The sequence below is a fragment of the Luteibacter sp. GL_149 genome, from assembly GCF_057834065.1.
This window is the reverse complement of sequence record NZ_CM174395.1, coordinates 3,568,342-3,581,580: the sequence shown is the minus strand read 5'-3', so window position 1 is coordinate 3,581,580 and position 13,239 is coordinate 3,568,342. Positions and strand designations below refer to the sequence as shown.

Genomic DNA, 13,239 nt, shown 5'->3' with positions numbered 1-13,239 from the left:
TTGCGACGCCACCTGCGGCGTCGTCGTGGACCGTATTGTGCCATCAAGAGGGTTCGGCTGGCCCGGCAAGGCCTGGTGGCTGGCAGGCCGCCCCGGATGGGGCGGCCTTAGGAGCGCGCATTAACCCGCGGCGCGGGCGTTGCGGACTTCCTGATTGTGGTGGTCGGTGAGTTTTTCCTTGTGCTTGCGCAACTGGTCGACCAGCTTGGCCATCATCGCGTCGATGGCGACGTACATGTCGGTGCCTGTGGCCTCGGCGTGCAGGTTGTCGCCGGCGCAGGCGAGCGTTCCCGCGGCCTTTTTCTCGGCATCGACGGAGAGGACCACGGTCAGAATTTTTATGTTTTCGAAAAGGCGTTCGAAGCGGCTGATTTGTGACTCGACTCGTTCGCGCAGAGCCGGGGTGATGTCGATGTGCTTGCCGCTGAGCTGTACTTTCATGACGCCTCCTTGTTGCTGAGGTTGTCGCCGTTTCGGCGACGAGGACGGAGCGGCCGTGGCCTGCTCCTCGAGCCTGAACTTATGAAGACACACTATTCGCAGTGGGGTTCCCGCAGCCGCGATTCAACCGGCGCGCGTTCGTTCGCTGGAGCTTGGAATGCGAAGTGCCTCGCGGTACTTCGCCACCGTACGTCGTGCGACCTGAATGCCGCGTCGATGCAATTCCTCCGCGAGTGCCTGATCGGATAACGGGCGCCGCGGATCTTCCGCGGTAATGAGTTTGCGCAGCATGGCCTGGATGGCCGTGGCCGAGGCGCTGCCGCCGTCTTCGGTGGCCACGCCGCTGGAGAAGAAGTGTTTCAGCTCGAACGTGCCGCGCGGCGTGTGCAGGTATTTCCGCGTGGTGACGCGCGAGATGGTGGACTCGTGCATGCCGACTTCTTCGGCGACTTCGCGCAGCACCAGCGGGTGCATGGCTTCGGGGCCGTAATCGAGGAAAGCGCTCTGCCTGCGGACGATGACCTCGGCCACCTTCTGCAGCGTTTCGGCACGGGACTGGAGACTTTTCAGCAGCCAGCGGGCTTCCTGGAGCTGGCCCTTCATCCATGTGGCGTCGTCGCCACGCGCGCGCGCGATGAGGTTGCAATAGTGCTGGTTCAGCCCGAGGCGCGGTTGTGCATCGGCATTCAGACTGACGTGCCAGCGGCCGTTGTCGCGCCGCGCGTATACGTCGGGTGCGACGTACTCCACGGGCGTGGCGTCAAGCGCAGCGCCGGGGCGCGGATCGAGGCTGCGGATGAGCGCGGCGGCGGCGGCGGTTTCGTCTTCGCCGGCGCGCATGCGACGTGCAATCTTGACGATATCGTTGCGGGCGAGCAGCTCGAGGTCTTCCCCGACGATGCGGATCGCCAGGTCGCGCTGAGGCACGTCCTGGGCGAACTGCAGGAGCTGGACCAGCAGGCAGTCCTTGAGGTTGAGGCTGGCGACACCCGTGGGATCGAAGCGCTGCACGCGTTGACGCACGGCGTCGATTTCGTCGTTGCTTGCATTCAGTCCAGCGGGCAGCGCGGCTGCGACGGCTTCGATACCTTCATGCAGGTAACCGTCTTCGTCGAGCGCGTGAATGATCGCCGTGGCGATCGCGGCGTCGCGCGGATTGAACTGCGACAGATTGAGCTGCCACTCCAGGTGTTGCTGGAGATTTTCGGGGGCGGCGTTCTGGGGTTCGAATCCGTCGTCGTCGCCGGACCCGTTGCGCGCCGGCGCGCCGGCGTAATCGCCCGAATCGCTGTGCGTTCGTTCGTCGTCCCATTCGGGGGCAACGTCTTCGCTGGACGCGCTGGCCGGTTCTTCGTCTTTCTTGGCCTTGGCCGTCGGTTCGTCGCGCGCCACGAATTCGGGCGCTTCGAACTCGGTGTCGTCCGCTTCTTCCGCTTCGGCGTCTTCCGCGAATTCCAGTAACGGATTGCTTTCGGCGATCTGGCGCAGTTCAGCCTCCAGCTCCAACTGCGACAGTTGCAGTAGCCGGATGGCTTGTTGCAGCTGTGGCGTCAGGGTGAGCTGCTGGTGAAGGCGAAACTGGAGTCCGGGTTTCATACCTGCCGTACGTGAGTCGTCAAGGGCATCCTAACCCCTCGCGAAGGCCCGGACCAGCAGGAAGTCGACGCCGCCTGGGCGCGGGCGCGTCCGACATGGGTAGGACGATCCGCGCGCGCCCCGAAAGGCGCGCGGGTGCTGACCGGGATCAGATCTTGAACTCGCGGCCGAGGTAAACCTCGCGGACCTTTTCGTCGGAGAGGATGTGCTGGGGCGTGCCCCGGGACAGCACCTCGCCGTCGTTCAGGATGTACGCGCGGTCGCAGATGCCGAGTGTTTCGCGAACGTTATGGTCGGTAATCAACACACCGATGCCGCGTTCTTTCAGGTGTCGCACGATGCGCTGGATTTCGCCGACGGAGATCGGGTCGACGCCCGCGAACGGCTCGTCGAGCAGCATGTAGCGGGGGCGTGCTGCCAGGGCGCGGGCGATCTCGACGCGACGGCGCTCGCCACCGGAGAGACTGATGCCCTTCTGATCGGCGATGTGACTGATTTTCAACTCGTCGAGCAGGCTTTCCAGTTCGTCGTTGCGCTGTTTCTGGCTCAGACCGTCGCGCAGTTCGAGCACCGCGAGGATGTTGTCCGACACGCTCAGGCGGCGGAACACCGAGGCCTCCTGGGGCAGGTAGCCGATGCCCAGTTTGGCGCGGGAGTGCATGGGCAGTCCCGTGATGTCCTGCTGGTCGAGCTTGATCACGCCGGCATCGGCCTGGATCAGGCCCACCACCATGTAGAAACAGGTGGTTTTGCCAGCACCGTTCGGGCCGAGCAGGCCCACTACCTCGCCCTCGCGGATGGAGAAGCCGAAATCGCGTACTACCTGGCGCGCACGAAAGCGCTTCTGCAGGCCTTGGGCTGAAAGCATCGTCAGGGTTTCTTCGGGGGAGTGGCGGGTGTGGCGGGAGCCTCGGCGGGCTTGGTGGGAGCCGCTCCGGGTTTGGGTTTGGGCTGGAAGTTCATGACGACGACGCCTTCGCCGTTGCTTTCGCCCTTCATCGTGCTGTCGTCGGTGTTGTAAGTGAGTTTGTCGCCCGCGGCATCGCCCTTGTTGGGTTGCTTCACGCTGGCGTTGCCGGTGAGGATGGCGACGCCCGACGTGGCCGGGGTAGTCTTCGTGGCGTCGGCACCGGGCTTGTAATCGATGTTGTTGGCGTGGCCATCCATCGGCTGGCCGGTATCGTCGAGCTGATGGATGGTCGCCGGATTGCCGTCGATCACGACGCGCGTGATCGAGTTGTCGGCATCCGTATAGACGGTGGCTTTTGAGCCGGTGACCTTCAGCGTGCCCTGGGTCATCACGACGTTGGTCGTGAATATCTGGATGCCGTTGGGCTGCTGCGATCCGTCGAAGGACTTCGACGTGACGTTGGCTGCCTGCTCGCGATCGCTCTTCTTGGCGGCCGCTGGCATGGCAGCGAGCAGTCCGATGCCGAACAGGGCGAGCAGGACGTTAGCGCTTGCGCGGCTGGAACGTGCTGTGGACGTCATCGAGTAGCTCCAGGTGCTTGGTGTCGAGATTGGCGCGCATGCCAATGCCGCTCATTGTAGATGTTCCCTGCACGATCTGCGCCGCTTCGTCGGTTTCCAGGCGGTTCTCCTTCGGCCATGCGGTGACCTCGGACGTGGTGATATGCGCGGCCTGGGTGTTTTCGAAGGCTGGCCGCGCCATGAAAACCTTGCCTTGCAGCTTCAGCAGGCTGCCATCCTTGTTCACCCAGCCGTACTGGGAGTTGCCTTTCCACGGCGGCGTATTGGGCGCATCGGGCTTGGTCGACGGCAGCACGAAATCGGGCGCATTGATGTACAGCGATTCGTCGCCTTCGCGGCGCTCCAGGTGAGGGGCGATCAACTGGAAGCTGGGCTTGCCGAGGTCGTTATACGAGTCGAGCGTGAAGTTCTTCAGCGTATAGCCCGAGCGCGGGGGGCCGACGAAGTCGTTTTTCTTGGGCTCCGGCGCGACCCAGTAATAGAGCAGCACGCTTACCCCGAGCGCCCCGGCGAGGACGAGCCCGATCGTGGTGCTGCTGCGGTCGCGCAGGAGGTTGAAGACGCTCACAGCCAGCGTTCCAGTTCGGCGGCGGCCTTGCCCTGGGCCGCGAGAATCATGTCGCAGACTTCGCGGGCCGCGCCGTAACCGCCCGAGAGGCTGGTGCACCAGTGGGCGCGCTCGGCTACCCAGGGATGCGCATTGGCAACGGCGATGGCCAGGCCCGAAATTCCCATGGCGGGGAGGTCGGGGAGGTCGTCTCCTACAAAAGCCACCTGTTCGGGCGTCAGTCCCAGGGCTTCGACCAGCTGCCGAAGGCAGCCGCGCTTGTCCTTCTGGCCCTGATAGACATGCGCGATATCGAGTTCCTCGGCGCGCAGCGCCACCGGATGGCTGATGCGGGCGGTGATGATCGCCACGTGCACGCCGTTGGCCTGCAGGCGCTTGAGGCCCAGCCCGTCGTGGACATGGAATACCTTGGTTTCGCGACCGTCCTCGGCGTACCAGAGCCGGCCGTCGGTAAGCGTGCCATCGACGTCGAAAACCACCAGGCGCACCTGCGCGGCACGTGCGGTCACGTCGGCGGGAACATCGATGTAGTGCTCATATGACATGGGGCAGGTTGCTCGAAGGTACGGTGCCGCTGCGGCGCGAGAGCCGCCGCGGGCATGACCGATGGCCGATCAGACTACGCGGGCGCGGAGCAGGTCGTGAATATTGAGGGCGCCGACGACGCGCTGTTCCGCGTCGACCACGAGCAGCGCGTGGATCTGGTGTTGTTCCATAAGCTGCGCCGCTTCGACAGCCAGCTTGTCCGAGCCGATGGTCTTTGGACCGCGGGTCATCAGTTCCGCCACGGTCGCGCCGCGCAGATCGACGCCATCGTCATCGAGGGCGCGTCGCAGATCGCCGTCGGTGAAGACGCCCAGCAGGTGTCCTTCGGCGTCGACGACGGCGGTCATGCCGAGGTGCTTACGGGTCATTTCGACCAGGGCCTGGGTCAGGCTGGCGTCCGGACCGACCACCGGAACGTCGTCGCCCGAGTGCATGACGTCGGCGATATGCAGCAACAGGCGGCGCCCGAGGCTGCCGGCGGGGTGCGACCGCGCGAAGTCGTCGGCCGTAAAGCCGCGGGCTTCCAGCAGGGCGATCGCCAGCGCGTCGCCTACGACCAGCGCGGCCGTGGTGCTGGCGGTCGGGGCCAGTCCAAGCGGACAGGCTTCCGAGGGGATGCCCGCGTCCAGATTGACGTTGGCCTGGCTGGCCAGCGAGGATTTCGGGTTGCCCGTGATCGAGATCATCGGAATGCCCTGGCGCTTGATCGCGGGCAGGATGAAGAGCAACTCGTCCGTTTCGCCCGAATAGGAGATGGCCAGCAGGATGTCGTCGGGCATGATCATGCCCAGATCGCCATGACTGGCCTCGCCCGGGTGGACGAAGAAAGCCGGTGTGCCCGTGGAAGCCAGCGTGGCGGCGATTTTCCGGGCGATATGGCCCGATTTCCCCATGCCGGACACGACGATGCGGCCCTTGCACCCCAGGATGAGGTGGCAGGCTTCGACGAACGAAGCGTCGATACGCGATTCCAGAGCCCGGATGGCGGCGGCTTCGGTGGCGATTACCGTGCGTGCGCTGCGCACCACGGCATCGGCGTTGACGACTGTGGGTTTAACGGGCGTTGCGATACGGGCGTTCATGCGGTCTCGTTGCCTTAAGGCGTCCATTTCTGCGACACCGGATTTCCATTACCATTACATATTCTCATTTTATCGTCGCTGCCATCGACCGGTGGTTCAGGGTTCGTTTCGAATCCCCCCGGCAAAAAGGCCGACCCCCATTCCGGAGATTTCATGGACGCTGCCCGTATCCAGGCATTGATCGAAAGCGGCCTGCCCGGCGCCCGGGCGGACGTACGCGGCGAAGATGGCGTTCATTTCGAGGCCGATGTGGTCGCGGAGCAGTTCGCCGGCAAGCTGCCGCTGGCGCGCCATCGTCTGGTTTACGCCACTCTTGGCGACCTCATGGGCGGCGCGATCCACGCGCTCGGCCTGAAAACACTCACTCCGGAAGAGGCTGCCGCGCGCCGCTGACGGCGCCGCTACGCCCCCTTCCTCCCAAGCTTAAGGTTCTCATGGCCAAGATCGTGATCAGTGGCGGCACGCCGCTCAACGGCGAAGTCGGTATTTCCGGTGCGAAAAACGCCGTCCTTCCCATCCTCGCTTCCTGCCTGCTCGCCGACGAACCGGTCAGCATCGGCAACGTGCCACACCTGCACGATGTCACCACGTTCATCGAGCTGCTCGGCCGCATGGGTGTGCAGCTGATTCTCGACGATCGCATGAAGATGCACATCGATCCTCGTCCGGAAAACAACTGCGTCGCCCCGTATGAACTGGTGCGCACCATGCGTGCGTCGATCCTGGTGCTCGGCCCGCTCGTCGCCCGCTACGGCAAGGCCGAGGTTTCGCTGCCCGGCGGCTGCGCGATCGGCTCGCGTCCCGTCGACCAGCACATCCGCGGCCTGCAGGCGCTTGGCGCCGAGGTCACGGTCGAAAACGGCAACATCAAGGCCACCGCGAAGCGTCTGAAGGGCGCTCGCATCGTCATGGACATGGTCACCGTCACCGGTACCGAGAACATCCTGATGGCCGCCACCCTCGCCTCGGGTACGACGATCATCGAGAACGCGGCGCAGGAGCCCGAGGTCGTCGACCTGGCCAACTGCCTCATTGCAATGGGTGCGCAGATCGAAGGCGTGGGCACGTCCACGCTCATCATCCATGGCGTGGAGCGTCTGCACGGCGCCGAATACGAAGTGCTGCCGGACCGTATAGAAACCGGTACGTTCCTCGTCGGTGCCGCGATGACGGGCGGCAAGGTCCGCGCCCGCAACGCGCGTGCCGGCACGATGGATGCGGTGCTGGCGAAGCTCGAGGAAGCCGGTGCGCACATCAATACGGGCGACGACTGGATCGAGCTCGATATGCGCGGCAAGCGTCCGAAGGCCGTCAACATCACCACCGCGCCGTATCCGGCATTCCCGACCGACATGCAGGCCCAGTTCACCGCGCTGAACTGCGTGGCCGAAGGCGTCGGCGTCATCACGGAAACGGTGTTCGAAAACCGCTTCATGCACGCGCACGAACTTCAGCGCCTGGGTGCCGATATCCGTCTGGAAGGCAATACGGCGATCATCACCGGTGTGCCGCAGATGAGCGGTGCGCCGATCATGGCGACCGACCTGCGCGCGTCCGCGTGTCTCGTGCTGGCCGGGCTGGTCGCGGAAGGCGACACCACGGTCGATCGCGTTTATCACATCGATCGCGGCTACGAGAACATCGAGGAAAAGCTAGGCGTACTCGGCGCGAAGATCCGCCGTCTGCCGTCGTGAAATTGTAGGAGCCCGCTTGCGGGCTCCTACAGCAGTAGCGCGGCGCGCTACTTGCCCGAATAGCTGACCAGCTGCATTGTCAGATTGCCGCCGTCTTTCTGCGCCAGTTTTACCGGCACGGGGAACTTCGCCGGCACGTACCAGGCGTTGAAGCCGCGATCGGCATCGACGCGGTCGATGCGCACCGCATCGAACGAGCCTGCGGGCACCTGCACTTTTTCCTTGCCCGATACTTTGAACTGCTGGTTTTCGACTTCCTGCTTCACGGCGACCGGAAGCGCGATCTGCTGATGGCCGGCGCGCAGCGCGACGCCCAGGGCGAGGGGTAGGGTATTGCGCTCGACCATACCGGGCGTGGCGGCATAGCCGAAGCTCTTGCCGTTGTCGTCCACGCTGACCTGCTTGCTGTTCCAGTCGACCTTGAGGTGGCGCTGCTTCGACTTGATCGACGCGGTCATGCTGTAGTCGTAACTGACGGCTTCGGGCACCAGGCTGGACCAGCGGAAATGCGAAACCTCGTCGACATTGGCGCCGAGCATGGCGGCCAGGCCCGAGGTGCCCTTCGTGCTGTTGGCATATTCGAACTGACCGCCGCTGGCCGACTTCAACGTGACGGTGGCTTCGCCGAGCGGCTCGCCGTCCTTCAGAACCTGGTAGGTGGCGGTGAACGCCTTCGGCACGGTGTCGGCGGCCACGGCCGAACCGGCGACAAGAGCGAGGGCGAGGGCGGTACTGCGGAGGAGGCGGGATGAGATAGTCATGGGCCCGAGTTTAGCCCGCGATGCTGAACGATGGCGTAGGGCACTATTTGTAGGAGCCCGCAAGCGGGCTCCTACAGAGAACGTTCCAGGCTGCCGTTTGCGGTCATTCGGAGCGGGTTTTCGACGGGTTTCCCATCGAAAACCGGCGCGCCGTCCCACGTCAGTCGCCCGTTCGCGATGGCCATCACGGTCGCCGGTAGCAACCGGTGTTCCTCGACCAGCAGGCGTTCGGCCAGCGTCTGCTCGGTATCGTCCGGGTGTACGGCGATCCGCGCCTGCGCGATGACCGGACCGCCATCGAGTTCGGCCGTGACGAAGTGCACGCTGGCGCCATGTTCGGCATCGCCGGCTTCGAGGCAGCGGCGATGGGTGTGCAGTCCGCGGTACTTCGGCAGCAGCGAGGGATGGACGTTGATGGCGCGACCCGCCCAGGGCGCGATGGCCTCGGCATCGACGATACGCATGAAGCCGGCGAGCACCAGCAGATCGGCGCCGCTGGCGGCGATGCGGCCGAACAGGTCGAGGTCGAACTCGCGTCGGTTCGCGTAGTCGCGGGGATTCAATGCGAGCGTCGGAATCCCTGCCGCCGAGGCGATCTGGAGTGCGCCCGCGCTCGCCTTGTCGCTACCGACCAGGACGAAGTCGACCGGAAGCCGCCCGTTGTCGCGGGCGGCGATCAGGGCGCCAAGATTGCTGCCGCGCCCGGAAGCGAGCGCGGCGATACGCAGCGGTGCGGCAGCCATCGACGTCAGGCGATGCGGACGCGTTCTTCGCCCGTGGCGGGAACGATCTTGCCGATGGCCCACGATGCCAGGCCGTGTCCGGCGAGCGCCGTTTTGGCGGCGTCGACGTCCCCGGCGGCGATCAGCAGGGTAAAGCCGATGCCGCAGTTGAACGTGCGCCACATTTCCTCGCGCTCGACCTTGCCTTCGCGCTGCAGCCACTGGAACACGGGCGGCAGCGCCCAGGACGCGCTGTCGAGTTCGATGCCCAGGCCCTCGGGCACCACGCGGATGATATTTTCCTTGAGACCGCCGCCGGTGATGTGAGCCATGCCGTGCACCGGCACTTTCTTCACCACGTCGAGGATGGGCTTCACGTAGATCGTGGTCGGCGCCATGAGGGCGTCGCCGAGCGACACGCCGCCCAGGTCGAGGTCCAGCGGACTGCCCGCGCGCTCGAGGATGCGACGAACCAGCGAATAGCCGTTCGAATGCGGACCCGACGAGGCGACGCCCAGGATGATGTCGCCAGCGGCGATGGCGCTGCCGTCGAGCAGGTCCGACTTCTCGACCGCGCCGACGGTGAAGCCGGCCAGGTCGTATTCGCCAGGCGGATACATATCGGGCATTTCGGCGGTTTCGCCGCCGATGAGCGCGCAACCGGCCAGTTCGCAACCCCGTGCGATGCCGCCGACGACCGAAACCGTCGTGTCGACGTCCAGCTTGCCGGTGGCGAAATAATCGAGGAAGAACAGCGGTTCGGCACCCTGGACCAGGACGTCGTTGACGCACATGCCGACCAGGTCGATGCCGATCGTGTCGTGACGTCCCAGTTGCTGGGCGAGCTTGAGCTTCGTGCCCACGCCATCGGTGCCGGAGACGAGCACCGGCTCGCGGTAGCGGCCGGAGAGGTCGAACAAACCGCCGAAGCCGCCGAGTCCGCCCATGACCTCCGGGCGGAACGTACGCTTCACCAGTGGCTTGATGCGTTCGACGACGGCATTGCCGGCGTCGATGTCGACGCCCGCGGCACGATAGGTAAGGGAGCCCTGGTCGGAGGACATAAGACGGTTCCGGCACTGACGAAACGCGCAATGATAGCAGCATGCCGGGGGTGCTCTGAACGAAGAGCGGGGATGGGGGATGGGGGGTGGGAAGTGGGGGCGTACTTCCGGCGAACGCCTGAGGGGGTGGATATCGCCCGGTGGGAGTAGCGTCTGCATGGCATTTGTCGCTCCCTCGGGCGTTCGCCGGAAGTACGCCCCCACTTCCCATCCCCCATCCCCCATCCCCGCTCGTGATGGACGTCATCGCCCGGATTGTGCAGACTTCCTGTCTCTATATATAGCGATATCCCCCGCCATGCGCCCAAGCCGCCTTCTCGCCGTTCTGCTGCTGCTCGCCCTGGCCGTGCTGTCGCCTGTCATGGCCCAGACCACCGTGTATTCGGTGACCGTGCCCGTGGCCGATACCACCCAGCCGGTCCGCGACCAGGCCTTTGCCTCGGCTCTGACCCAGGTGCTGGCGCGCGCCAACGGCGGGGCCGATCCCCGGACCAAGCCCGGTTATGCCGAAGCCATGAAGCAACCCGGCGGTCTGGTCCAGCAATACCAGTACGCCCGCGCCACCGGTGGCGCGGGCTCGCCGATGAGCCTCGAGGTCACGTTCGATCCCGGCGCAATCCGTCGTGTCCTCAGTGTCGGGGACAGTGCCGCGGCGGCCCCCAAGGCGCCGGTGCTGGTCATCGTTCGCGATGCCAGCGGCAGGGTACTCGCGCCCGAATCCCTGATTCCGCTGACGCAGATGGCGGACACGCGCGGCTATCCCGTCGTGTCGCCCAAGACCGACAACGTCCCCGATCCGGCCGCCATCGCGGGTGCCGATGCCACGACGCTGGCGAACATCGCCCGGCAGTACAACACCGCGGTCATCCTGCAGGGCACGGTCGACGCCGGTGGCGACACGGACTGGACGCTGGTTTCCGCAGGCCGTTCGCAGAGCTGGAAGGACAGTGGCGAGGCGTTGCCGGCACTGCTGGCCAATGGCGCCAATGCCATGGCCGATCGTCTCGACCGTCAGTTCGTCAGCTCCGCCAGCGGCAGCTCCAGCGGCAAGGTCTGGGTATCGGGCCTGCGTTCGGCGGCGGACTATGCCGCTTTACTGGCCACCTTCCAGAACGATCCGGCAGTGCGTTCGGTCGCCACGCTGTCCGCGCAAAACGACGGCGTCCTGCTTTCGGTAAGCGCGTCGGCGCCCCTTGCCCGTCTGGTTGCCGGCTATGCCACGGAAGGCCATATCCTGGCCGCCGATGGCCATGAAGGTGCCGATATCAGCACGCGCTGGGTTCCTTGACAGCCCACGTCCGGCCAGCCCGCGCCGCTCCGAGTGGCGTCTTCGGGCACACTTGCATCACATCCGCTGCAGGAAAGTCGCGGATTCCTTCCTTCAGTCGATCGGGACACGCATGACTCACGACACCTCGCGCCGCTGGCAGCTGCTGGCTATTGCCGCGGTCATCATCTTCGTGATCTGGCTGCTGGCGCCTGTGCTTATGCCTTTCGCGATCGCCGCGATGCTCGCCTATCTCGGCGACCCGCTCGCGGATCGCCTGCAGCGCCTTGGCATGGGGCGGACACTGGCTGTCAGCATCGTGTTCACCGTGCTGGTCATCGCGGTCATCGGCGCACTGCTGCTGCTCGTGCCGCTGATCCAGCACCAGTTCGAGAACCTGTCGGAGAACCTGCCGCGATACATCGAATGGGTGCGCGGAACGGCTCTGCCCTGGGTGCAGCAGCGGTTGCATCTGGAGCCGGACACGTTCGATACCGACAAGCTGATCGCTACGGTGAAGGAGCACATCGGTTCGGTCGGCTCCGTGGTTGCCGCGACCATCGCGAAGGTGTCCGCATCGGGCATGGGTATCGTCATGTGGCTGACGAATCTCGTGCTGATTCCCGTCGTCGCGTTCTATCTGCTGCGCGACTGGGACACGATGATCGCGACCATCCGTCGCCTGCTGCCGCGCTCGATCGAGCCGGTGGTCGTCCATCTTTCGAAGGAGTCGGACCAGGTGCTGGGCGCCTTCGTTCGCGGCCAGCTATTGGTGATGCTCGCGCTCGGCGTGTTCTATGGCCTTGGCCTCACGCTGGTCGGCATCTCGATCGGTCCGTTGATCGGCATGATTGCGGGCCTCCTCAGCTTCGTTCCCTATCTCGGCTTCATGATCGGCTTCGTTGCCGCGCTGATTGCCGCGCTCGTGCAGTACGGCGACTGGACCCACGTGCTGATGATCGCCGGTGTGTTTACTGTCGGTCAGTTGCTCGAGGGCTATGTGCTGGTTCCGCGACTGGTGGGCGGCAAGATCGGTCTGCACCCCGTCGCGGTGATTTTCGCCGTGCTGGCGGGCGGCCATCTGTTCGGGTTCCTCGGCGTGCTATTGGCGCTGCCGGCCGCATCGGTCGTGGTGGTGCTGCTGCGCTACGTGTTCGCCCGTTATCGCGAAAGCGAGCTGTATACCGAGCCGGCGACGGATGTTCCCGATGAGGTCGAAGTCGATGTGGACGTCTCGGTGACGTCGCACGTATCCCGAACGGTCGACGACGGAAGTCCATGACGACACAGCTTCCCCTCGCACTTCGCTGGCCGCGTCGCCAGCGTTTCGAGCACACCTACGCCGGGGAGAACGCGGCTGCGATCGAGGCGGTGCGTCTGGCGGCCGTTTCGCCCGAAGCGCCCTGGGTGTTCGTGGCGGGGCCGGCCGGTAGCGGTCGCACGCATCTGTTGATCGCGGCTTGCCAGGCCGCGATCGATGCCGGCCGCACCGCGCAGTATCTGCCGCTGGGCGGGATGCGCGGATCTCGTGCGGATGCCATCCGCGGCATGGCGGGTAGCGACGTTCTTGCCCTGGACGATGTCGACGCGATTGCTGGAGACGACCTTGCGGAGCATGCGCTTTTCGATGCCTTCAATCGTTATCGCGCCGAAGGGGCGACGTTGCTGTTCGCGGCGGATGTGCCGTCCATTGCGATCGATATCGTGCTGCCCGACCTGCGTTCGCGCCTGGGTTCATGCACGCAGTTCGTGCTGAAGCCATTGGCCGATGTGGAACGTCGCACGATCATGCGCGAACAGGCGAAGGTACGTGGCATCGAGTTGGACGAGAACGTACTCGATTGGCTATTCGCGCACCATGCGCGCGACCTGGGCGCACTGCTCGACCTGCTCGACCAGCTCGATCGTGCATCTCTTGCTGCGCAGCGACGCGTCACGGTGCCTTTTCTGCGCAATCTTCTGCGCAAGGATTGAAGTTGCGCGTCGCCATCCGGCGATGACGGCGCG

The 13,239-nt window shown here is 65.0% G+C and carries 15 protein-coding genes; 5 read left to right on the top strand and 10 right to left on the bottom strand.

Annotated features, from left to right (window positions below):
- Nucleotides 1-120: 120 nt before the first annotated feature.
- The 7 genes from hpf to AC3IR3_RS15800 all read right to left on the bottom strand — a co-directional run bounded on the left by hpf (nt 121) and on the right by AC3IR3_RS15800 (nt 5,724).
- Nucleotides 121-441: a ribosome hibernation-promoting factor, HPF/YfiA family gene (gene hpf / locus AC3IR3_RS15830; RefSeq protein ID WP_132144393.1), complete on the bottom strand. Its 321-nt coding sequence runs from the start codon at nt 439-441 to the stop codon at nt 121-123.
- Between the two features lie 123 nt (nt 442-564).
- On the bottom strand, nt 565-2,037 hold the full coding sequence (locus AC3IR3_RS15825; RefSeq protein WP_489193506.1) for an RNA polymerase factor sigma-54: 1,473 nt from the start codon (nt 2,035-2,037) through the stop codon (nt 565-567).
- 148 nt (nt 2,038-2,185) lie between these two features.
- Complete coding sequence (lptB, locus tag AC3IR3_RS15820) at nt 2,186-2,905, bottom strand: LPS export ABC transporter ATP-binding protein (RefSeq protein WP_489193504.1); 720 nt, start codon at nt 2,903-2,905, stop codon at nt 2,186-2,188.
- A 2-nt stretch (nt 2,906-2,907) separates the two neighbouring features.
- A complete protein-coding gene (lptA, locus tag AC3IR3_RS15815) occupies nt 2,908-3,528 on the bottom strand; it encodes a lipopolysaccharide transport periplasmic protein LptA (RefSeq protein WP_489193502.1) in 621 nt (206 codons plus the stop codon).
- A complete protein-coding gene (gene lptC / locus AC3IR3_RS15810; RefSeq protein ID WP_489193500.1) occupies nt 3,491-4,096 on the bottom strand; it encodes an LPS export ABC transporter periplasmic protein LptC in 606 nt (201 codons plus the stop codon). Before lptC ends, lptA begins: the two co-directional genes overlap by 38 nt.
- A complete protein-coding gene (locus tag AC3IR3_RS15805; RefSeq protein ID WP_489193498.1) occupies nt 4,093-4,641 on the bottom strand; it encodes a KdsC family phosphatase in 549 nt (182 codons plus the stop codon). Before AC3IR3_RS15805 ends, lptC begins: the two co-directional genes overlap by 4 nt.
- Before the next feature lie 69 nt (nt 4,642-4,710).
- On the bottom strand, nt 4,711-5,724 hold the full coding sequence (locus AC3IR3_RS15800) for a KpsF/GutQ family sugar-phosphate isomerase (protein WP_489193496.1): 1,014 nt from the start codon (nt 5,722-5,724) through the stop codon (nt 4,711-4,713).
- A gap of 153 nt (nt 5,725-5,877) precedes the next feature.
- On the opposite strand from AC3IR3_RS15800, the gene AC3IR3_RS15795 reads away from it, so the two are divergent.
- Nucleotides 5,878-6,117, top strand: a complete 240-nt coding sequence (locus AC3IR3_RS15795; protein WP_132144407.1) for a BolA family protein — start codon at nt 5,878-5,880, stop codon at nt 6,115-6,117.
- Between the two features lie 41 nt (nt 6,118-6,158).
- The gene (gene murA / locus AC3IR3_RS15790; RefSeq protein WP_132144409.1) at nt 6,159-7,418 is read left to right on the top strand and encodes a UDP-N-acetylglucosamine 1-carboxyvinyltransferase; all 1,260 of its coding nucleotides are present in this window, start codon (nt 6,159-6,161) and stop codon (nt 7,416-7,418) included.
- Nucleotides 7,419-7,465: 47 nt separating this feature from the next.
- Here murA and AC3IR3_RS15785 read toward each other — a convergent pair whose 3' ends face one another.
- The 3 genes from AC3IR3_RS15785 to purM form a co-directional block, all read right to left on the bottom strand.
- Entirely contained in the window at nt 7,466-8,179 is a 714-nt protein-coding gene (locus AC3IR3_RS15785) for a DUF3108 domain-containing protein (protein ID WP_489193494.1), read from the bottom strand.
- 71 nt (nt 8,180-8,250) lie between these two features.
- A complete protein-coding gene (purN, locus tag AC3IR3_RS15780) occupies nt 8,251-8,922 on the bottom strand; it encodes a phosphoribosylglycinamide formyltransferase (RefSeq protein WP_489193493.1) in 672 nt (223 codons plus the stop codon).
- A gap of 5 nt (nt 8,923-8,927) precedes the next feature.
- Complete coding sequence (purM, locus tag AC3IR3_RS15775; RefSeq protein WP_489193491.1) at nt 8,928-9,965, bottom strand: phosphoribosylformylglycinamidine cyclo-ligase; 1,038 nt, start codon at nt 9,963-9,965, stop codon at nt 8,928-8,930.
- Nucleotides 9,966-10,263: 298 nt separating this feature from the next.
- Between purM and AC3IR3_RS15770 the strand changes: the two genes are divergently transcribed.
- The 3 genes from AC3IR3_RS15770 (at nt 10,264) to hda (ending at nt 13,206) form a co-directional block, all read left to right on the top strand.
- On the top strand, nt 10,264-11,253 hold the full coding sequence (locus tag AC3IR3_RS15770; RefSeq protein WP_489193490.1) for a DUF8605 domain-containing protein: 990 nt from the start codon (nt 10,264-10,266) through the stop codon (nt 11,251-11,253).
- Nucleotides 11,254-11,365: 112 nt separating this feature from the next.
- Entirely contained in the window at nt 11,366-12,514 is a 1,149-nt protein-coding gene (locus tag AC3IR3_RS15765) for an AI-2E family transporter (RefSeq protein ID WP_489193488.1), read from the top strand.
- On the top strand, nt 12,511-13,206 hold the full coding sequence (gene hda, locus AC3IR3_RS15760) for a DnaA regulatory inactivator Hda (RefSeq protein WP_489193486.1): 696 nt from the start codon (nt 12,511-12,513) through the stop codon (nt 13,204-13,206). The genes AC3IR3_RS15765 and hda overlap by 4 nt, the downstream gene beginning before the upstream one ends.
- The last annotated feature ends 33 nt before the right edge of the window (nt 13,207-13,239 follow it).